Raw genomic sequence first — 18,459 nt, forward strand, 5'->3', positions numbered from 1 at the left:
TCAGCTGAGGATCAGGCTCATGGCCTCGGCGCGCGTGGTGGGGTTGCGCAGCTGCCCGCGCACCGCGGACGTGGTCGTCTTCGCCCCGGGCTTACGGATCCCGCGTACCGACATGCACATGTGCTCCGCCTCGATCACGATGATCGCGCCGCGGGCGTCGAGGATGCGCATCAGGCTGTCGGCGATCTGGGTGGTGAGACGTTCCTGCACCTGGGGACGGCGGGCGAAGACGTCCACGAGCCGGGCGAGCTTGGACAGCCCGGTGATCTTCCCGCTCTCCGCCGGGATGTAGCCGACGTGCGCCACACCGTGAAATGGCAACAAATGATGTTCACACATACTTACGACCTCGATATCGCGCACCACGATCATCTCGTCGTGCCCCAGATCGAACGTCGTCGTCAGCACGTCCTCCGGCGTCTGCCACAGGCCCGCGAATATCTCCTTGTACGCCCGGGCCACCCGCGCCGGGGTGTCCCGCAGCCCCTCCCGGTCCGGGTTCTCACCCACGGCGATCAGCAGCTCACGAACCGCGTCCGCCGCCCGCTTCTCGTCGAACGTCCCGATCGTCTGCTCGCCGTCCAGCGTCACCGGATCCACCATTCGTGTCCTCGTTCCTGTCCCGCACGGTGCACGTATCCACTGCCCTTCGCGGTCGCGTGATCCGCTCACATGCGCGAAGCCGCGCCCTCCAGGCTAGAACCTGGTGAGCGCGGCGCGCATTCCGGGACTGCTGCGACGGGACCCTTACGCCTCCGGCTCCGCGTCCGCCGGCTGGGCGTCGCCCGCGAGGGGGGTCGTCCGGCCGTTCGTCGTCTGGGCGAGCTCCTTGCGGGAGATCACCGGGGGGCGGGTGGACGGGGTGCGGCGGGAGGAGCCGGTCCAGGCCGGGCGGTCCGGGCGCTTGACGATGTCCTTGAAGACCTCGGCGATCTGCTCCTTGTTCAGGGTCTCCTTCTCCAGGAGCTCCAGGACCAGGTTGTCGAGGATGTCGCGGTTCTCGACCAGGATCTCCCAGGCCTCGTTGTGCGCGGCCTCGATCAGCTTCTTGACCTCTTCGTCGACCAGCGCGGCGACCTCCTCGGAGTAGTCGCGCTGGTGCGCCATCTCCTTGCCGAGGAACGGCTCGGAGTTGTCGTGGCCGAACTTGATCGCGCCGAGCCGCTCGGTCATGCCGTACTGCGTGACCATCGCGCGGGCCGTCTTGGTGGCCTTCTCGATGTCGTTCGAGGCGCCCGTGGTCGGGTCGTGGAAGACGAGCTCCTCCGCGGCCCGGCCGCCCATCATGTAGGCGAGCTGGTCGAGCATCTGGTTGCGCGTGGTGGAGTACTTGTCCTCGTCGGGCAGCACCATCGTGTAGCCGAGGGCGCGGCCGCGGGAGAGGATCGTCACCTTGTGCACCGGGTCGGCGTTGGGGGAGGCCGCCGCGACCAGGGCGTGTCCGCCCTCGTGATACGCGGTGATCTTCTTTTCCTTCTCCGACATGATGCGCGAGCGCTTCTGCGGGCCGGCGACGACGCGGTCGATGGCCTCGTCGAGGGCCTTGTTGTCGATCAGCTTCTGGTCGCCGCGGGCGGTGAGCAGCGCCGCCTCGTTCAGCACGTTCGCCAGGTCGGCACCGGTGAAGCCGGGGGTGCGCTTGGCGACGGCCGTGAGGTCGACGTCGTCCGTGATCGGCTTGCCCTTGCTGTGGACGTTCAGGATCGCGAGGCGGCCCAGCATGTCCGGGGACTCCACGGCGATCTGGCGGTCGAAGCGGCCGGGGCGCAGCAGCGCGGGGTCGAGGATGTCGGGGCGGTTCGTCGCGGCGATGAGGATCACGCCGCCCTTGACGTCGAAGCCGTCCATCTCGACGAGCAGCTGGTTCAGCGTCTGCTCGCGCTCGTCGTGCCCGCCGCCCATGCCGGCGCCGCGGTGGCGGCCGACGGCGTCGATCTCGTCGACGAAGACGATCGCCGGGGCGTTGGCCTTGGCCTGCTCGAACAGGTCGCGGACCCGGGAGGCGCCGACACCGACGAACATCTCGACGAAGTCGGAGCCGGAGATCGAGTAGAAGGGGACCCCGGCCTCGCCGGCGACGGCGCGGGCCAGCAGGGTCTTGCCGGTGCCGGGCGGGCCGTAGAGGAGCACGCCCTTGGGGATCTTGGCGCCGACAGCCTGGAACTTCGCCGGCTCCTGGAGGAACTCCTTGATCTCCTGGAGCTCCTCGACGGCCTCGTCGGCGCCGGCCACGTCGGCGAACGTCGTCTTGGGGGTGTCCTTGGTGATCAGCTTGGCCTTGGACTTCCCGAAGTTCATCACCCGGGAGCCGCCGCCCTGCATCTGGTTCATCAGGAACAGGAAGACCAGGACGATGAGCACGAAGGGCAGCAGGGTGAGCAGGATGCTCAGGAAGGGGTTGTCCTTGGTGGGCTTGACCGAGTAGCCGTCCTCGATCTTGCCGGCGTCGAACTTGGTCTGCAGCAGGTCCGCCAGATCGGCACCCTGGGTGTCGATGTAGTTGGCCTTGACCTTGCCGCTGTCGTCGATCTTGTTCGAGCCCTTGAGCTCGATCCTGATCGTCTGGTCGTTGCCGGTGGTCAGCTCGGCCGCCTTGACCTTGTCCTGCTGGATCGCCTGAACGACCTTGGCGGTGTCGACCGACTTGTAGCCCTCGGAGGAGCCCACGAGCTCGATCAGCAGGACCACGGCGAGGACGGCCAGCACGATCCACATCACTGGCCCACGGAAGTATCGCTTCACGTCACTCCATACGGAACGCCGGGCGCCCCGTCCCTCCTGCCCACCTGAGGCGCGGCGCCCCGCTGTCGGGGGGTGCCGCGCGTACGTGTATTACCCGGTCCTGAGCTTTCGACGGTACACCGGAATTGTCACCCGCCGGGTGAGAGGGCGGCGAATGATGCGGCCCTCCCCTGCTCCAACGGTGAGAAGGGGCATTCCGTTCCCGATACGCCTGGGGCGTAACGGCCTCAGCCTCCGTACACGTGCGGGGCGAGGGTGCCCACGAACGGGAGGTTCCGGTACTTCTCCGCGTAGTCCAGCCCGTATCCGACGACGAACTCGTTGGGGATGTCGAAGCCGGCCCACTCGACGTCGATGGCGACCTTCGCGGCTTCGGGCTTGCGCAGCAGCGTACAGACCTTCAGCGACTCGGGCTCGCGCGAGCCGAGGTTGGACAGCAGCCACGACAGCGTGAGGCCCGAGTCGATGATGTCCTCGACGATGAGGACGTGGCGGCCCTTGATGTCGGTGTCGAGGTCCTTGAGGATCCGCACGACGCCGGAGGACTGGGTGCCCGCGCCGTACGACGAGACGGCCATCCAGTCCATCGTGACGGGGGTGGACAGGGCGCGGGCGAGGTCGGCCATGACCATGACGGCGCCCTTGAGCACGCCGACGAGGAGCAGTTCCTTGCCCGCGTACTCAGCGTCGATCTTCGCGGCCAGCTCGGCCAGCTTCGCGTCGATCTCTTCCTTGGTGATGAGCACCGACTTGAGGTCGGTCCCCATGTCCTTCTGGTCCACCCGGGATCCCTGTCTACGTCGTGGGCGCCGTCGTCGCCGGCGTCTCAGCGGCCCAGCGGTTTCGCACGCTGCTGGATCACCAGTCTGCCATCCTGCCGTTTCGCCTCGACGCGCCCCGGCAGGTTGATGGCGCCCTGGCCGCGCCAGCCGGTGATCAGCTTGTCGACCTCCTCGATGTGCCGCGCGAAGAGCGAGCCGGCCGGCGCCCCCGCGGCGAGCAGCGAGGAGCGCAGGACGCGGCGGCGGACGGCGGGGGGCAGCGCGTACAGCTTGGCGACCTCGAGGCGGCCGTCGGCGTCGCGGACGGTCCGCTCGGCGCCGGCGGCCCACGCGTCGAGGGCGTCGGCGTCGTCGCGGGAGAGCTGGGCCGTACGGGCGAGGGCCTCGACGACGCCCTTGCCGAGGGCCTTCTCCAGGATGGGCAGGGCTTCGTGGCGGACCCGGGAGCGGGTGTACGCGGGGTCCACGTTGTGCGGGTCGTCCCAGACCGGGAGGGACTGGACCATGCAGGCCTTGCGGGCGACCTGGCGGTCGATCTCCAGGAACGGCCGCCGGTAGAGCCCGCCGCTGCCGGAGGCGGCCGCCATGCCGGACAGCGACCGGGTGCCGGAGCCGCGGGCGAGGCCGAGCAGCACCGTCTCGGCCTGGTCGTCCCGGGTGTGCCCGAGGAGGACGGCCGCGGCGCCGAGGCGCTGTGCCGCTTCGTCCAGCGCCGCGTACCGGGCGTCGCGGGCGGCGGCCTCGGGGCCGCCCGCCCGCCCGATCGTCACACGGACGGACTCCACCGGGGCCAGGCCCATCGCCGTCAGCCGCTCGACGACGTCGGCGGCGCGGCGGTCGGAGCCCTCCTGCAGACCGTGGTCCACGGTGATGCCGGCGGCGCGGACGCCGCGGCGGGGGGCTTCGAAGGCGAGGGCGGAGGCGAGCGCCATGGAGTCGGCGCCGCCGGAGCAGGCGACCAGGACGAGGGGGGTGGCACCGGGGGAGGGAGTCCTGCCGTGCTCGGTGAGTACGTCGTGGAGTACGCGGCGAACTGCCAGACGTATCGCGGCGACCGCTGGATGGGGACCCATGGCTTTCACTTCTTTCACAAGAGGTCGAGCCGACCGATGAGTCTCAGTCACTGAGCGTGCGTCGATGGTGACAGAGAAGAGCCGACATCCGAGGATGGCACGGGGACGACCCGCCGCACGCTCCCTCGGACGGGTGAACCGCTCGCCCGTCCGGGGGGAGTGACCCTCAGCCGGCCGTCCTGCCGTGCACCCGCGCGATCCAGTCCGCCGGTTTGGCGATCTCCGCCTTGGTGGGAAGCGTGTTCGGAGAGGTCCATACCCGGTTGAAGCCGTCCATACCGACGCTCTCCACCACATGCCGTACGAACTTCTCGCCGTCCTTGTACTGCCGGAGCTTCGCGTCGAGCCCCAGCAGCTTGCGCAGCGCCTGGTCGAGCCGGCCGGCCCCCTTGGCGCGGCGCTGCTGGAACTTCTCGCGGATCTCCGCCACGGACGGTACGACGGAGGGGCCCACGCCGTCCATCACGTAGTCGGCATGGCCCTCGAGCAGCGACATCACGGCCGTGAGCCGGCCGAGGATCTCCCGCTGGGCGGGCGTCTGCACGACCTCGACCAGCGACCGCGGCTCGCCCTCGTCCTGGTCCTCGGGCTGGCGTCCGCCGGCCAGCGACTGGGCGGCCTCACGGAAACGTTCCAGCAGGGTCGAGGGGTCGACCTCGGTCTCCGCGAGGAACGACTGGATCTCGCTCTCCAGCTGGTCGCGCAGCCACGGCACCGCGGTGAACTGGGTGCGGTGGGTCTCCTCGTGCAGACACACCCAGAGCCGGAAGTCGTGCGGCTGTACGTCGAGCTCCCGCTCCACGTGCACGATGTTCGGCGCGACGAGCAGCAGCCGGCCGGCGCCTCCGCCGCCGTTGGTGGGCAGCTCGCGGGCGGGCGGGGCGAACGTCTCGTACTGGCCGAGGACCCGCGAGGCCAGGAACGACAGCAGCATGCCCAGCTCCACGCCGGTGACCTTGCCGCCGACGGCGCCGAGGACCGCGCCGCCGGGCATCGCGGAGCGCCGTTCGCGCATCTTGTCGACCAGGGGCGACAGGACGGCGCGGAACCCCGCGACGTTCGCCCGCACCCAGCCGGGGCGGTCGACGACGAGCACGGGGGTGTCGTGGGGCGCGCCGGCGGGGTCGTCTCCAAACATCCGCGTGTAGCCGCGGACGTGCTCCTCCGCGGCCTTCGCGTGCGTACGGAGCTCGGCGACGATGGCGCGGGCCTCGTCGCGGCTCACCTCCGGGCCCGGGCGTACGAGCCGTGTCGCGGTCGCCACCGCGAGGTTCCAGTCGACCATCTCCGCACCGCCGATGCTCGTCATACCTTTCACCGTACGGGGCGTCCCGGCTTTTCGGGGCCCTTCCCGGCCCCGAGATCTCCCCGATCCCCTTTCCCACCGGCGCACACGCCGAGCGGAGGGAAACGTTCCGGCTCGTTCACCTCCGATTCACGTCCGACGGGACGGCACGTCACCTGAACTGTCTAATTTCGGTCATGTCGAACAGTCCCACCGAGCGAGAGACCGGCAAGAGCGCGTTGCTGGAGGCAGAGATCTCGCGCACCCTCCCGTAAGGAACCACGTGAAGCTCAACCGACTCGCCCCCCTGGCCGCCGCCGTCGCCGCCGGGGCGCTCGCCCTCACCGCCTGCGGCTCCGACAGCAACAACGACAGCGGCACCTCCACGGTCGCCGGGACCACCGACGCCGCCGGCGGCGTGAAGTGCGGCGGCAAGGGCGAACTGCGCGCCTCCGGGTCCTCCGCGCAGAAGAACGCCATGGACCAGTGGGTGAACGACTTCCAGGCCGCCTGCCCCGACGTCACCGTGAACTACCAGGCCACCGGATCCGGCGCCGGCATCCAGACCTTCCTCCAGGGCTCCACGGGCTTCGCCGGCTCCGACTCCGTGCTGAAGCCGGCCGAGGTCGAGCAGTCGAAGAAGGTCTGCGAGGGCGGCCAGGCCATCAACATCCCCATGCTGGGCGGCCCGATCGCCGTCGGTTACCACGTCGAGGGCGTCGACAGCCTGGTCCTGGACGCGGACACCCTCGCCAAGATCTTCGACGGGAAGATCACGAACTGGGACGACGAGGCGATCCAGAAGCTGAACCCGGACGCGAGCCTCCCCGGCACGAAGATCCAGCCGGTCAGCCGCTCCGACGAGTCCGGTACGACCGACAACTTCACCCAGTACCTCGCCGCCGCCGCCCCCGACGCCTGGACGCACGAGCCGGGCAAGAAGTGGCCGGTGGCCGGCGGCCAGTCCGCGGACGGCTCCTCCGGTGTCTCCGCCCAGGTCAAGCAGACCAACGGCGCGATCTCCTACTTCGAGCTGTCGTACGCCACGTCCAACGACATCCCCACGGTCAGGATCGACACCGGCGCCGAGGCCCCCGTCGAGGCCACCTCCGCGAACGCCTCCAACGCCATCGCCGCCGCCAAGGTCACCGGCACCGGCCACGACCTGGCGATGAAGCTCGACTACGCCACGAAGGCCGACAAGGCGTACCCGATCACCCTGATCACGTACCAGATCACCTGCGACAAGGGGAACAAGTCCGACACCCTCCCCGCCGTGAAGTCCTTCCTCGGCTACACGGCGAGCGACAAGGGCCAGTCGGTGCTGCCCGGCCTCGGCTACGCCCCGCTCCCCGCCGAGATCGCCGGCAAGGTCCGCACCACCGTCGCGTCCCTGTCCTGAGGCGCGATGCACACCGAGCTCCACGACATAAGCCCGCCGGCCGGCAGCACCGGCCGGCGCGGTGACCGGGTCTTCCTCGGTCTGTCGCGCGGCGCCGGCCTGACCATCCTCGTGCTCATGGGCGGCATCGCCGCCTTCCTGGCCTGGCGCGCGTCCCTCGCGCTGGCGCAGAACGAGGGCAACTTCCTCACCACCTTCGAGTGGAACGCCAACGCCAGCCCCCCGGTCTTCGGCATCGCCGTACTGGCGTTCGGCACGCTCGTCTCGTCGCTGATCGCGATGATCCTCGCCGTCCCGATCGCCGTCGCGATCGCGCTCTTCACCACCCACTACGTGCCCCGCCGGATCGGCTCCCTCATCGGCTACGTCATCGACCTGCTGGCCGCCGTGCCCTCCATCGTGTACGGCCTGTGGGGCGCCCTCCTCCTCGTGCCGCACCTGGTCGGCGTGTACGAGTGGCTGGACTCCTGGCTCGGCTGGACGGTCGTCCTCTCGTACGACGGCGGCGCCCCGCGCTCGCTGATGACCGTCGGCATCCTCCTCGCGATCATGATCCTGCCGATCGTCACGAACGTCTCCCGCGAGGTCTTCCGCCAGGCCCCGGACACCCACCAGGAGGCCGCGCTGGCCCTGGGCGCCACCCGCTGGGAGGTCGTACGGACGGCCGTGCTGCCCTTCGGCCGCTCCGGCGTGATCTCCGCGTCGATGCTGGGCCTGGGCCGGGCGCTGGGCGAGACGATGGCCGTCGCCACCGTGCTGTCGCCCTCCGCGATCCTGTCCGCGCGGATCCTCGAGCCGGGCGGCGGCACCTTCGCGCAGAACATCGCCTCCGCGTTCAAGGAGGCCGGCGAGTTCGGCCGGGACGCCCTCATCGCCTCCGGCCTGGTGCTCTTCGTCATCACGCTGCTGGTCAACGGCGCCGCCCGGCTGATCATCGCCCGCCGCAAGGAGTACTCGGGGGCCAACGCGTGAGGATCCCCGAGCACGAGTACGACGGCCACGAACCCGAGCACCCCGTCACCGTCGCCGACCGCCGCGACGACCTGTCCATCCACCGCCCCCGCCTCCCCCGCTGGACCCCCGCCGCCGTGGCCGGCGCCGCGATCGGCGTGGCGGTCGTCCTCGGGCTCGCCCTGGGCCTGCACAGCAAGGTGCAGTGGGGCCTGATCGCCGCGGTGCTGTTCGTCCTCGGCCAGTACGCGCTCACCGCCCGCGTCGAGGGCCGCCGCCGGGCCACCGACCGGCTCGCGACGTCCCTGGTCCTGGTCGCGTTCCTGATCGCCGTCGTCCCCCTCGCGTCGCTGGTCTGGTCGACGATCGTCCGCGGCGTGCGGGTCCTGGACGCCTACTTCCTCACCCACTCCATGAAGGGCGTCGCCGCGATCTCCCCCGGCGGCGGCATCTACCACGCGCTGGTCGGCACCCTCGAACAGGTCGCGCTGGCCACGCTGATGGCCGCCCCGCTGGGACTGCTCACGGGCGTCTACCTGGTGGAGTACGGGCGCGGCCGGCTCGCCAAGGTGATCACCTTCTTCGTCGACGTGATGACGGGCATCCCGTCGATCGTCGCCGGTCTCTTCATCCTCAGCCTGTGGATTCTCGCGCTCGGCTTCGGCTACTCCGGCTTCGCCGGCTCGCTGGCCCTGGCCATCCTGATGATCCCGACGGTCGTCCGTTCCACCGAGGAGATGCTGAAGCTCGTACCGAACGAGCTGCGCGAGGCGTCGTACGCCCTCGGCGTCCCGAAGTGGAAGACGATCCTGAAGGTCGTCCTGCCGACCTGCTTCGGCGGCGTCGTCACCGGCGTGATGCTCTCCATCGCCCGGATCACCGGCGAGACGGCCCCCCTGCTGCTGCTGGTGTTCGGCAACCCGGCCATCAACGCCAACCCCTTCGAGGGCGCCCAGGCCTCGCTGCCCCTGTTCATCTACGAGCAGTGGGCGGCCGGCAACGAGGCGAGCTACGACCGCGCGTGGGCCGCGGCGCTCGTCCTCATCGCCTTCGTCATGATCCTCAACCTGCTGGCGCGCGGCATCGCGCTCTGGAAGGCCCCCAAGACCGGCCGCTGACGTACTTCAAGGAACCGCACACATGTCCAAGCGCATCGACATCACCGGCCTCTCCGCCTACTACGGCACCCACAAGGCGATCGAGGACGTCACCCTGTCCGTCGAGCCGAAGGCCGTCACCGCCTTCATCGGCCCCTCCGGCTGCGGCAAGTCCACGCTCCTGCGCACCCTCAACCGCATGCACGAGGTCATCGACGGCGGCCGCGTCGAGGGCGAGGTCCGGCTCGACGGCGAGGACCTGTACGGCCAGGGCGTCGACCCGGTCGCCGTCCGCCGGGTGATCGGGATGGTCTTTCAACGGCCCAACCCCTTCCCCACCATGTCCGTCTACGACAACGTGGCCGCCGGCCTGCGGCTCAACGGCAAGGTGAGGAAGGCCGACCTGGACGACGTCGTCGAACGGTCCCTGCGCGGCGCGAACCTCTGGAACGAGGTCAAGGACCGGCTGAACCGCCCCGGCTCGGGCCTCTCCGGCGGCCAGCAGCAGCGCCTGTGCATCGCCCGCGCCATCGCCGTCCGCCCCCAGGTCCTGCTGATGGACGAGCCCTGCTCGGCCCTCGACCCGATCTCCACGCTCGCCATCGAGGACCTGATGGGCAAGCTCAAGGACCGCTTCACGATCGTCATCGTCACGCACAACATGCAGCAGGCGGCCCGGATCTCCGACCGTACGGCGTTCTTCAACCTGTCGGCCGTCGGAAAGCCCGGCCGGCTCATCGAGATCAACGACACGGAGAAGATCTTCTCCAACCCGAACGAGAAGGCGACCGAGGACTACATCTCCGGCCGCTTCGGCTGAGGGTCCGCCGGCCCGGTTTCACACAGCCTGTGGATAGTCGAAGAGCCGCTGCGGGTCGTACTTCCTCTTGACCTCCCCCAGCCGCCCCGCCGCCACCCCGAAGTACGCCTCGCGCCACCCCGCCCCCAGGTCCGCGTCCGTGTAGTTCTGGTACGCCGCTCCCGACGCCGCCCCCCGCATCGCCCCGTGCACGCCCGCCAGCCACCGCCGCGCCGCCGCCCCGGACCGCCCGGCCTCCCACGAGGCGATGTACTGCGCCAGCACCCCCGACCCCCGGTGCACGAACGCCGTGGCGTCCGCCGCGACCTCGTTGACCGCGCCGCCCAGCGCCGTCAGCTGCACCATCCGGTCCGCGCCCCGGTCCGCCGCCCGGTCGAGCAGCGCGCCCACGGCCCGGTCGTCCAGCGGCCGGTCGAAGAAGTCCGACCGCGCGGCATAGGTGTCCCGCCCCAGCACACCCCTCGCGTTCTGCCCCGGCAGCGACCCGCCGAGGTGACACTGCTCACGCCCCGTCCGAGCGCACCCCGCGGCCTCCCGCATGGCCTGGATGTACGGGATCGACCGGATGTTCACCGACGACGCCGGCCCCGGCCCCCCGGCCTGATCCGCGAGCCGGTCCACCGCCGCGTGCACCCCGGCCTCCGACCCCAGCGAGAACACCAGCACCGACGCCGAGGGCGCCGCGCCCGGCTCACCGCCCAGATGCAGCGCCGACCAGATCTCGTCGGGCTGCCGCGGCCCCCACAGCTGCCAGGTCCGCAGCAGCCGGTCGGCCCGCGACCAGTCCCACGTCATCCAGCAGCTGACGATCGCGCTCGCCGGATGCGTACGGAAGCGCAGCTCGGTGACCACGCCGAAGTTGCCGTTGCCCCCGCCGCGCAGGGCCCAGAAGAGGTCGTCGTGTTCGTCGGCGGAGACGTCGAGCGTCCTGCCGTCGGCGGTGACGATCGTGGCCCCGGTGAGGCTGTCGCAGGTCAGCCCGTACGCGCGGGACACGACCCCGTGCCCTCCGCCGAGGGTGAGCCCGGCGATGCCCACGGTGGGGCAGGAGCCTGCCGGGATCGTACGGCCGCGGGCGGCGAGGGCCTCGTACACGTCGCCGAGCCGCGCGCCCGCCCCGACGGTGGCGGTGTCGCCGCTCGCCTCGATGCGCGCGAGGCCCGACACGTCGACGATCAGGCGTCCGTCGCCGCTGGAGTAACCGGCGTAGGAGTGCCCGCCGGAGCGGATCGCGGGCGTCACGCCCGAAGTCCGGGCGAACGCCAGGGCCTCCGCGACGTCACCGGCGTGCTTCACGTACGCGACGGCGGCGGGCCTCAGCGAATCGAAGCGGGTGTTGTACAGCCGCGCCGCCCGCCCGTAGTCGGCGTCCCCCGGGAGGATCACCCGCCCGTCGAGCCCCCGGGCGAGCGCCTTGAAGTCCGGCGGACCGGACGGCCGGGCGGAGGGCGAACGCGCGGGCGTGCGCGGCGGTTTCGGCGACGCCGGTTCACCGTCGCCGCCCGAGCAGCCGGCCAGGGGTATCGCCGCCGCGGCGGCGAGCAGGGTGCGCCTGTCCATCCGCCCAGTGCACCGCACTCCGCGCGCCCCCCGCTACCCCCGGGGGGTCTCCGGGGCCCTACGTACCTGGGTACCCAAATGCCGCGGATCCCGGCCCGCGCCGTGACCGAGGCCCCTCCCGGTCGTTCTTCGATACGAAACGATTCTGGGGGCTGTCGTTGTGGCGAAGGCGATGCGGGTGACGACCGGAGCGGGCAGGTCCACGATGAATCCCACCGGACGCGCGAGACGGCCGCGGTGCGCCGCGGCCCTGGCCGCCGTGCTCACGACCGGCGCCCTGGCGCTGGGCAGCGCGGGGTGTACGGGCAGCAGCACGGCGGGCGCCGCCGGCCACCCCGGCGGCGATCCGGGGACGGCGGTGCGCGACGCGGCCGACGCGCTGCGGCGCTCGGGGAGTTCGGGGGCGCGCACGGCGATGGAGCTGACCAGCGGCGGCACCCTGGTCACGGTCCGCGGCACGGGCGGCTTCGACTACGCGAAGGGCCGCGGCCGGCTGCGCGTCGTCCTGCCGCACGCGCCGGACGACCCCATCACGGAGCTCCAGACGCGGGGCCGGCTGTACATGAAGAACCGCGGCGCGGGCGTCCCCGCCGACAAGTGGCTGCGGCTGGACACGACCCGGCTGACCGACGGCAATCTGGTGAGCAACGGCGCCACCGACCCGTACACCGCGGCCGAACTGCTGCGGGGCGCGCGGCGGGTGAAGTATCTGGGCGAGCTCGACATGGACGGCGTCCGGGTCCGGCACTACCGCGGGGTCGCCGACCTCGGCCGCGCCGCGCGGGCCGCCTCGCCGTACGCCCGGGGCGCGCTGCGGGCGGCGGCGGAGGGCTTCCGGCAGGACACGGTGGCGTTCGACGCGTACCTCGACGACCAGGGGCGCCCGCGCAAGGTGCGCCACCGGTTCACGCTGGACTCGGGGCGGCAGACGACGGTGGCGTCCACGGCGGAGTACTTCGGCTTCGGCCGGCCCGTGACCGTACGGCTGCCGGACGCCCCGGACATCTACGCCGGCACGGTCGCCGGGTCCTGAGATGCCGTACCGCAGGCGCCGTGGACCCGGAAATGGTCCAGACGTGTCATGCGCGAACGGCGCCGCGCTCCCTACGCTGAGCGGTGCCCCCCGCGGCGTACGGATTGCGACAGACTCGGAAGTGAAGGGGTGATGTCACGTGGCTCGCGGATCGACGGTCCAGGACCATGTGGCTCTCGCCGAGATCGACCTCTGCGGCGAACTCATCATCGCCGCGAGCAACACGACGCACGACAGGCTCACCGCGGACGAGATCGACGAGGTCCTGAAGGTGTCGGGGCCCGAGCCGAAGGACCCCTGACCTCCTACGACCGCAGCAGCCGGGCGATCGCCGCCGTGGCCTCCTCGACCTTCGCGTCGACCTCGTCGGACGCCGAGCCCTCCTTGGCCGCCGCCTCCGCGACGCAGTGCCGCAGATGCTCCTGCAGCAGCTGCAGCGCGAACGACTGCAGCGCCTTCGTCCCGGCCGACACCTGGGTGAGTATGTCGATGCAGTAGACGTCCTCCTCGACCATCCGCTGCAGTCCGCGGATCTGGCCCTCGATCCGGCGCAGCCGCTTGAGGTGGAGGTCCTTCTCGTGGTGATACCCGTGCGGTCCGGCAGGCGCGGCGGGGGCGGCCGGGACTGCCGGGTCCGGTGTGATCGCGGTCTCGGTCATGGATCGCCGTCCTTCCGGATCTATACCCTCTAGGGGTATAGGATACCTGTTTATTCAAGGTTGTGCAGGTTACCGGCCCCGGGGGCCGGTTCGCCGCGCTCGCGTCGAGCGCTTAGCATCGCTGACGACCGCCGTCCGCCCGGAGCCCGAGGACCACCACCGTGCGATTTCGTCTTACCCCCAGGGAGACGAGCTTCTACGACATGTTCGCCGCGTCGGCGGACAACATCGTGACGGGCTCGAAGCTCCTGATGGAACTGCTCGGGGCGGATTCCTCCGCACGGGCGGAGATCGCGGAGCGGATGCGCGCCGCCGAGCACGCCGGCGACGACGCCACCCACGCGATCCTGCACCAGCTGAACGCCTCCTTCATCACACCGTTCGACCGCGAGGACATCTACCGGCTCGCGAGCTCCCTCGACGACATCATGGACTTCATGGAGGAGGCCGTCGACCTGGTCGTCCTCTACCAGGTCGAGCAGCTCCCCAAGGGCGTCGAACAGCAGGTCGAGGTGCTGTCCCGGGCGGCCGAGCTGACCGCCGAGGCCATGCCGAACCTGCGTACCCTCGCGCACCTCCCGGAGTTCTGGATCGAGGTGAACCGGCTGGAGAACCAGGCGGACCAGATCCACCGCAAGCTGCTGGCCCACCTCTTCAACGGCAAGTACGACGCCATCGAGGTGCTGAAGCTCAAGCAGATCGTGGACGTCCTCGAGGAGGCGGCGGACGCCTTCGAGAAGGTGGCCAACACCATCGAGACCATCGCGGTCAAGGAGTCCTGACCCCGGTGGACACGTTCTCCCTGGTCGTCACCGTCGCCGTCGCGCTCGGATTCACGTACACCAACGGCTTCCACGACTCGGCCAACGCGATCGCGACCTCGGTCTCCACCCGCGCCCTGACCCCGCGCGCGGCGCTGCTGATGGCCGCCGTGATGAACCTCATCGGGGCCTTCGCCGGCAGCGGTGTGGCCAAGACCGTCAGCAAGGGGATCATCGAGACGCCGCACGGGGACCACGGGATGTGGATCCTGTTCTCCGCACTGGTCGGCGCCATCGCCTGGAACCTGATCACCTGGTACTTCGGCCTGCCCTCGTCGTCCTCGCACGCCCTCTTCGGCGGCATGGTCGGCGCCGCGCTGGCCGGCGGGATCGGCGTGATCTGGCACGGGGTGATCGAGAAGGTCGTCATCCCGATGGTCGTGTCCCCGGTCGTCGGCCTGATCGTCGGCTATCTGGTGATGACGGCGATCATGTGGCTCTTCCGCCGGGCCAACCCGCACCGGGCGCAGCGCGGCTTCCGTATCGCGCAGACCGTCTCCGCGGCGGCGATGGCGCTGGGGCACGGTCTGCAGGACGCGGCCAAGACCATGGGCGTCGTCGTGATGGCGCTCACCATCGCGGGGCACCAGGACGACGCGTCCATCCCGCTGTGGGTGAAGCTCGCCTGCGCGACGATGCTGTCGCTCGGCACGTACGCCGGCGGCTGGCGCATCATGCGCACCCTGGGCCGGCGCATCATCGAGCTCCAGCCCCCGCAGGGCTTCGCGGCCGAGTCGACGGCGGCGAGCATCATGTACGCGGCGTCGTACGGCTTCAGCGCGCCGATCTCCACCACGCACGTCATCACCTCGGCGATCATGGGCGCGGGGGCGACGAAGCGGGTCAAGGCCGTGCGGTGGGGTGTGGCCAAGAACATCGTGACCGGCTGGTTCATCACCATGCCGGCGGCGGCCGTGGTGGCCGCGGTCGTGTACGCGGTGGTCCACTTCGCCTTCGAGTAAGGCTCCTTTTACCTTTACGGGCATCTCACGCCGCCAGATCGTCGTCGGCCCGGGCGTCCGCCGCCCAGGCGGGCGGACCGGGCTGCGTCCGGTCGGGCTCCGCGTCGGGGACCAGCCCCAGCCGCCGGACCAGCCACGACAGCCGTCCCATGGCCACCGGCCCGAGCAGCAGCGCCGTCGCCGCGCCGAGGGCGAAGCCGCCCACGACGTCCGTCGGATAGTGGACCTCCATCCCGACCCGCAGCACGCCCTCCAGCAGCGCCAGCCCCAGCGCCACCGTGCCGAAGCCCCGGTGCGCGATGAACACGGCGACCGCCAGCGCCGCCGCGACGGCCGCGTGATCGCTGACGAACGACCAGCCCCCGGAGGGCAGCAGCGGATCCACCCCGGCCACGTCCGCGGCCGCGGGACGCTCCCGCCGTACGAAACCCTTGATCGGCGCGTTCACCGCGAACGCGATCCCCGCCGCGACCGGCGCCCACAGCAGGGCGCCCATCGCACCCGCGGCCCGCGCCCCGCGCTCGGTGTGCCGCACCCGCACCCAGCAGCCGGCCGCGAGGGCGACCAGCAGCACGATGATCCCGAACCGGGCGGCGTCGACCAGCAGCCGGTCCAGCCACCCGGGCCCGGCCTGCACGAGCGAGCCCAGCCCCCGCAGCACGGAGGCGTCCAGCTCGGCGCCGCTGGGTGGCCCGTCCGCCAGGTCGGTGTGGGGCGCTTCCATGCCTGGTCCTCGTCTCTGCACGGTGCGGTGTACGTGGTGCCGGCCCCCCGTGGTCAGTGGTGGTCGTACGGCCCTGTGGTCGATCGGGTGATCCCCCGGATGTGCCCAGTGAACGTCACAGCCGGCCCTACCGTTCCGTAAACGACCGGAAGATCGCCGATCGTTTATCGAAGGGTGACTGGGTGTTCGACAGCATGTCGCCGCTCCCGCGCCGTCATCGCTGCGGCAGCGCCGCCGCCCCCTCCGCGGTCACCCGAGTCGCGCCGATGTAGTCGGGCGAGTCGATGGAGTCGAAGCGGATCACGGCGTTGGTGTACGGGGCGTTGATCATATACCCGCCGCCGACGTACAGCCCGACGTGGTGGATGGAGCGCGGATCGCTCAAGTCGTAGGCGAAGAAGACGAGATCACCCGGCAGGAGCTCGTCCCGCTTGGGATGCGGCCCGGCGTTCCACTGATCGTTGGCGACCCGGGGCAGCTCGACGCCGACGGAGTGGTACGCGGCCTTGGTCAGCCCCGAGCAGTCGAAGCGTCCGCCCTGCTCGGGCGTGCCGTTGCCGCCCCAGAGGTACGGGGTGCCGAGCTTCTCCTGCGCGTAGTGGATGGCCCCGGCGGCGATCCGGGAGGGGGCGACGCGCTGGACGGGGCGGGCGAAGCTCTGCTCGAGGGCGCGGATGATCTTTACGTAGTTCCGCGTCTCCCGGTACGGGGGGACGCCGCCGTACTTGATGACGGCGTAGGCCCCGGCGTTGTAGGCGGCGAGCATGTTGTCCGTCGTATCCCCCGGGACGTCCTTCACGTACCGGGCGAGGGAGCAGTCGTACGTCGCGGCGGAGGGGATGGCGTCCTCGGGGTCCCACACGTCGCGCTTCCCGTCCCCGTTCCCGTCGATCCCATGGGCGGCCCAGGTCCCGGGGATGAACTGCGCAATGCCCTGCGCCTCGGCGGGCGACTGCGCCTTGGGGTTCCACCCGGACTCCTGGTACAGCTGCGCGGCGAGGAGGGCGGGGTTGAGGGCGGGACAGAGGTTGCCCCACCTGGACACGAGCGGCTGATAGGCGGCGGGAACGGCCCCCTTGGCGAGATCGACGGCCTTCCCCCCGGAACCCATGTTCCCGGCGGCCACAAAGGTCCCGACAAGCAGCAGCCCAAGAAACCCGAGCAGGGCCCCGGAGGACATCCCCCCGATCACCCAAAGCTTCCGCATCCCACCACGCCCGGCCACGTCCTCATCATCCCCCAAGGGCCTTGGGATCAGGCATCGTTCGGCCCGACAGGCGGGGATCGCCTGTCGCCCCGAACCGGACATCCCAGCCCACGCCGACCTGCGCTTCGCCCTGGCCCGCCTCCGCCAGGCGGCCTCACGAGGCGCCCCCTTCAGCGGCGGCCACAGACGCGTCTACGGGGAGCGCCACATCATGCCCGCACGCAGTTCCCAGGACGACTCGCCCTCGGCCACCGGCCGAAATACCGCTGGCGCCCCCTGCCTCGCGGGACGATAACGAGACCCGAGCGCCTTGGGATGAGAGGGGGCACCCTCATGACTCCGATCACCGGCTGGCAGGCGAAGCTGACCGCCACAAGTGCGCCCGCAGCCACGGCCCTCATCCGCCTCTACGTAGGCGCCGTCTTCCTCTCCGAGGGCATCCTGAAGTTCCTCCGCCCCGACACACAGGGCACCGGCCGGTTCGACAAGGCCGGCATCCCCGCCCCCGACTTCTTCGCACCCCTCGACGGCGCTTTCGAGATCGCCTGCGGCCTGCTGATCCTGGCGGGACTGCTCACCCGCCTCGCCGCCGTCCCCATGATCGTGAACATGCTCGGTGCGCTACTCATCACCAAGCTGCCGATCCTGTGGGGCGACGCCCCGCTGTTCGCGGACGAGTCCGGCTGGTGGGACTTCGCCCACGAATCCCGCACCGACCTCGCCCAGCTGTGCGGCAGCCTCTTCCTCCTGCTCGTCGGCGCAGGCACCCTCTCGGTCGACGCCCGCCTGGCCCGGACCCACCGGGGGTAGGCGCCGCTTCCTTACGGCAGGATCAGGTTCCGCTCGGGGAGCCGGTGTCATCAGCTTTCGGAGGCTCAGAAACGAACGTGCCAAGCCTGGGCACGGTGTAGACGGTGCCCTCGTCCCGAAGATGCGAGATCACCTTGCGGACCGTTCCCCGCGCGATCCCGAACTCCCCGATGAGCTGGTTCTCTGACGGCACAGGCTGTCTCGGCTGGTAGATACCCGCAGCAATACGCTTCCGCAGCTCATCAGCGACCTGCACCCACACGTAGCGGTCTGCGTCGAAGTCCATGCGCCAAGTGTAAACGTCCGTCCACAAGTTCACCCGTTCGAGAAATAGCATGGTTAAGCATGTATAAGCAGCTAGCAGACACAGCTACTGTCGTCAGGCACAGCAAAGCCCCGGCAACGGATTAGGGCCGTCCCGGGGCGCGGTCAGCAACTAGGAGCTGATGACAGTGAGCATTATTCACGCCTGCGTTCAGCGCGTCCTCGATCTCCTCACGCCCACCCCCAGAAGCCACCCCCACCCCGTAC

The 18,459-nt window shown here is 70.5% G+C and carries 19 protein-coding genes; 9 read left to right on the forward strand and 10 right to left on the reverse strand.

The genetic code is table 11. The features are described 5' to 3' along the window. The 5 genes from folE to SRB5_RS24370 all read right to left on the reverse strand — a co-directional run bounded on the left by folE (position 1) and on the right by SRB5_RS24370 (position 5,906). Entirely contained in the window at positions 1 to 603 is a 603-nt protein-coding gene (gene folE, locus SRB5_RS24350) for a GTP cyclohydrolase I FolE (RefSeq protein ID WP_153455527.1), read from the reverse strand. Positions 604 to 747: 144 nt separating this feature from the next. Beyond that, a complete protein-coding gene (gene ftsH / locus SRB5_RS24355) occupies positions 748 to 2,715 on the reverse strand; it encodes an ATP-dependent zinc metalloprotease FtsH (protein WP_153455558.1) in 1,968 nt (655 codons plus the stop codon). A 254-nt stretch (positions 2,716 to 2,969) separates the two neighbouring features. Beyond that, positions 2,970 to 3,509 (reverse strand): hypoxanthine phosphoribosyltransferase, encoded by a 540-nt coding sequence (gene hpt, locus SRB5_RS24360; protein WP_153455559.1) that lies wholly within the window; start codon positions 3,507 to 3,509, stop codon positions 2,970 to 2,972. 59 nt (positions 3,510 to 3,568) lie between these two features. Beyond that, the gene (gene tilS, locus SRB5_RS24365) at positions 3,569 to 4,597 is read right to left on the reverse strand and encodes a tRNA lysidine(34) synthetase TilS (protein ID WP_153455528.1); all 1,029 of its coding nucleotides are present in this window, start codon (positions 4,595 to 4,597) and stop codon (positions 3,569 to 3,571) included. 166 nt (positions 4,598 to 4,763) lie between these two features. Further along, positions 4,764 to 5,906: a zinc-dependent metalloprotease gene (locus SRB5_RS24370; RefSeq protein WP_153455529.1), complete on the reverse strand. Its 1,143-nt coding sequence runs from the start codon at positions 5,904 to 5,906 to the stop codon at positions 4,764 to 4,766. Positions 5,907 to 6,165: 259 nt separating this feature from the next. On the opposite strand from SRB5_RS24370, the gene pstS reads away from it, so the two are divergent. The 4 genes from pstS to pstB all read left to right on the forward strand — a co-directional run bounded on the left by pstS (position 6,166) and on the right by pstB (position 10,152). Continuing rightward, positions 6,166 to 7,284 (forward strand): phosphate ABC transporter substrate-binding protein PstS, encoded by a 1,119-nt coding sequence (gene pstS, locus SRB5_RS24375; protein WP_323378393.1) that lies wholly within the window; start codon positions 6,166 to 6,168, stop codon positions 7,282 to 7,284. A gap of 6 nt (positions 7,285 to 7,290) precedes the next feature. Next, complete coding sequence (gene pstC, locus SRB5_RS24380; RefSeq protein ID WP_153455531.1) at positions 7,291 to 8,256, forward strand: phosphate ABC transporter permease subunit PstC; 966 nt, start codon at positions 7,291 to 7,293, stop codon at positions 8,254 to 8,256. 71 nt (positions 8,257 to 8,327) lie between these two features. After that, complete coding sequence (pstA, locus tag SRB5_RS24385) at positions 8,328 to 9,353, forward strand: phosphate ABC transporter permease PstA (protein ID WP_153455560.1); 1,026 nt, start codon at positions 8,328 to 8,330, stop codon at positions 9,351 to 9,353. Between the two features lie 22 nt (positions 9,354 to 9,375). Beyond that, on the forward strand, positions 9,376 to 10,152 hold the full coding sequence (gene pstB / locus SRB5_RS24390) for a phosphate ABC transporter ATP-binding protein PstB (RefSeq protein WP_153455532.1): 777 nt from the start codon (positions 9,376 to 9,378) through the stop codon (positions 10,150 to 10,152). An 18-nt stretch (positions 10,153 to 10,170) separates the two neighbouring features. Here the strand turns inward: pstB and SRB5_RS24395 are convergent, their stop codons facing one another. After that, a complete protein-coding gene (locus SRB5_RS24395) occupies positions 10,171 to 11,712 on the reverse strand; it encodes an FAD-binding oxidoreductase (RefSeq protein ID WP_153455533.1) in 1,542 nt (513 codons plus the stop codon). A gap of 205 nt (positions 11,713 to 11,917) precedes the next feature. Here SRB5_RS24395 and SRB5_RS24400 point away from each other — a divergent pair, with 205 nt between their 5' ends. Then, a complete protein-coding gene (locus SRB5_RS24400) occupies positions 11,918 to 12,745 on the forward strand; it encodes a hypothetical protein (protein WP_228390420.1) in 828 nt (275 codons plus the stop codon). Positions 12,746 to 12,884: 139 nt separating this feature from the next. Beyond that, positions 12,885 to 13,046, forward strand: coding sequence for a hypothetical protein (locus tag SRB5_RS24405; RefSeq protein ID WP_153455534.1), 162 nt, complete (start codon positions 12,885 to 12,887; stop codon positions 13,044 to 13,046). Positions 13,047 to 13,050: 4 nt separating this feature from the next. On the opposite strand, the gene SRB5_RS24410 is transcribed toward SRB5_RS24405, so the two are convergent. Continuing rightward, positions 13,051 to 13,404: a metal-sensitive transcriptional regulator gene (locus SRB5_RS24410; protein ID WP_153455535.1), complete on the reverse strand. Its 354-nt coding sequence runs from the start codon at positions 13,402 to 13,404 to the stop codon at positions 13,051 to 13,053. Positions 13,405 to 13,565: 161 nt separating this feature from the next. Here SRB5_RS24410 and SRB5_RS24415 point away from each other — a divergent pair, with 161 nt between their 5' ends. Then, positions 13,566 to 14,186 carry a DUF47 domain-containing protein gene (locus SRB5_RS24415; RefSeq protein WP_323378394.1) on the forward strand — a complete coding sequence of 207 codons (621 nt, stop codon included), beginning with the start codon at positions 13,566 to 13,568 and terminating at the stop codon, positions 14,184 to 14,186. A 5-nt stretch (positions 14,187 to 14,191) separates the two neighbouring features. Continuing rightward, positions 14,192 to 15,187, forward strand: a complete 996-nt coding sequence (locus SRB5_RS24420) for an inorganic phosphate transporter (protein WP_323378395.1) — start codon at positions 14,192 to 14,194, stop codon at positions 15,185 to 15,187. A gap of 25 nt (positions 15,188 to 15,212) precedes the next feature. Here the strand turns inward: SRB5_RS24420 and SRB5_RS24425 are convergent, their stop codons facing one another. Then, entirely contained in the window at positions 15,213 to 15,911 is a 699-nt protein-coding gene (locus SRB5_RS24425; protein ID WP_153455536.1) for a phosphatase PAP2 family protein, read from the reverse strand. A gap of 214 nt (positions 15,912 to 16,125) precedes the next feature. Next, positions 16,126 to 17,118, reverse strand: a complete 993-nt coding sequence (locus tag SRB5_RS24430) for a C40 family peptidase (RefSeq protein WP_153455537.1) — start codon at positions 17,116 to 17,118, stop codon at positions 16,126 to 16,128. A 333-nt stretch (positions 17,119 to 17,451) separates the two neighbouring features. Here SRB5_RS24430 and SRB5_RS24435 point away from each other — a divergent pair, with 333 nt between their 5' ends. Beyond that, the gene (locus SRB5_RS24435; protein ID WP_153455538.1) at positions 17,452 to 17,928 is read left to right on the forward strand and encodes a DoxX family protein; all 477 of its coding nucleotides are present in this window, start codon (positions 17,452 to 17,454) and stop codon (positions 17,926 to 17,928) included. A 22-nt stretch (positions 17,929 to 17,950) separates the two neighbouring features. On the opposite strand, the gene SRB5_RS24440 is transcribed toward SRB5_RS24435, so the two are convergent. Next, entirely contained in the window at positions 17,951 to 18,214 is a 264-nt protein-coding gene (locus SRB5_RS24440) for a GntR family transcriptional regulator (protein ID WP_153455539.1), read from the reverse strand. Between the last annotated feature and the right edge of the window lie 245 nt (positions 18,215 to 18,459).

The organism is Streptomyces smaragdinus (assembly GCF_009604385.1).
Taxonomy (GTDB): Bacteria; Actinomycetota; Actinomycetes; order Streptomycetales; family Streptomycetaceae; genus Streptomyces; species Streptomyces smaragdinus.

What these genes read in the sequence shown, in the direction of transcription:
- SRB5_RS24370 (WP_153455529.1), bottom strand. Translation starts at nt 5,906, where the DNA reads ATGACGAGCATCGGCGGTGCGGAGATGGTCGACTGGAACCTCGCGGTG.
- SRB5_RS24425 (WP_153455536.1), bottom strand. Translation starts at nt 15,911, where the DNA reads ATGGAAGCGCCCCACACCGACCTGGCGGACGGGCCACCCAGCGGCGCC.
- hpt (WP_153455559.1), bottom strand. Translation starts at nt 3,509, where the DNA reads ATGGGGACCGACCTCAAGTCGGTGCTCATCACCAAGGAAGAGATCGAC.
- SRB5_RS24410 (WP_153455535.1), bottom strand. Translation starts at nt 13,404, where the DNA reads ATGACCGAGACCGCGATCACACCGGACCCGGCAGTCCCGGCCGCCCCC.
- SRB5_RS24395 (WP_153455533.1), bottom strand. Translation starts at nt 11,712, where the DNA reads ATGGACAGGCGCACCCTGCTCGCCGCCGCGGCGGCGATACCCCTGGCC.
- folE (WP_153455527.1), bottom strand. Translation starts at nt 603, where the DNA reads ATGGTGGATCCGGTGACGCTGGACGGCGAGCAGACGATCGGGACGTTC.
- pstB (WP_153455532.1), top strand. Translation starts at nt 9,376, where the DNA reads ATGTCCAAGCGCATCGACATCACCGGCCTCTCCGCCTACTACGGCACC.
- SRB5_RS24430 (WP_153455537.1), bottom strand. Translation starts at nt 17,118, where the DNA reads ATGCGGAAGCTTTGGGTGATCGGGGGGATGTCCTCCGGGGCCCTGCTC.
- ftsH (WP_153455558.1), bottom strand. Translation starts at nt 2,715, where the DNA reads ATGTGGATCGTGCTGGCCGTCCTCGCCGTGGTCCTGCTGATCGAGCTC.
- SRB5_RS24440 (WP_153455539.1), bottom strand. Translation starts at nt 18,214, where the DNA reads ATGGACTTCGACGCAGACCGCTACGTGTGGGTGCAGGTCGCTGATGAG.
- SRB5_RS24435 (WP_153455538.1), top strand. Translation starts at nt 17,452, where the DNA reads ATGACTCCGATCACCGGCTGGCAGGCGAAGCTGACCGCCACAAGTGCG.
- pstC (WP_153455531.1), top strand. Translation starts at nt 7,291, where the DNA reads ATGCACACCGAGCTCCACGACATAAGCCCGCCGGCCGGCAGCACCGGC.
- SRB5_RS24400 (WP_228390420.1), top strand. Translation starts at nt 11,918, where the DNA reads ATGAATCCCACCGGACGCGCGAGACGGCCGCGGTGCGCCGCGGCCCTG.
- tilS (WP_153455528.1), bottom strand. Translation starts at nt 4,597, where the DNA reads ATGGGTCCCCATCCAGCGGTCGCCGCGATACGTCTGGCAGTTCGCCGC.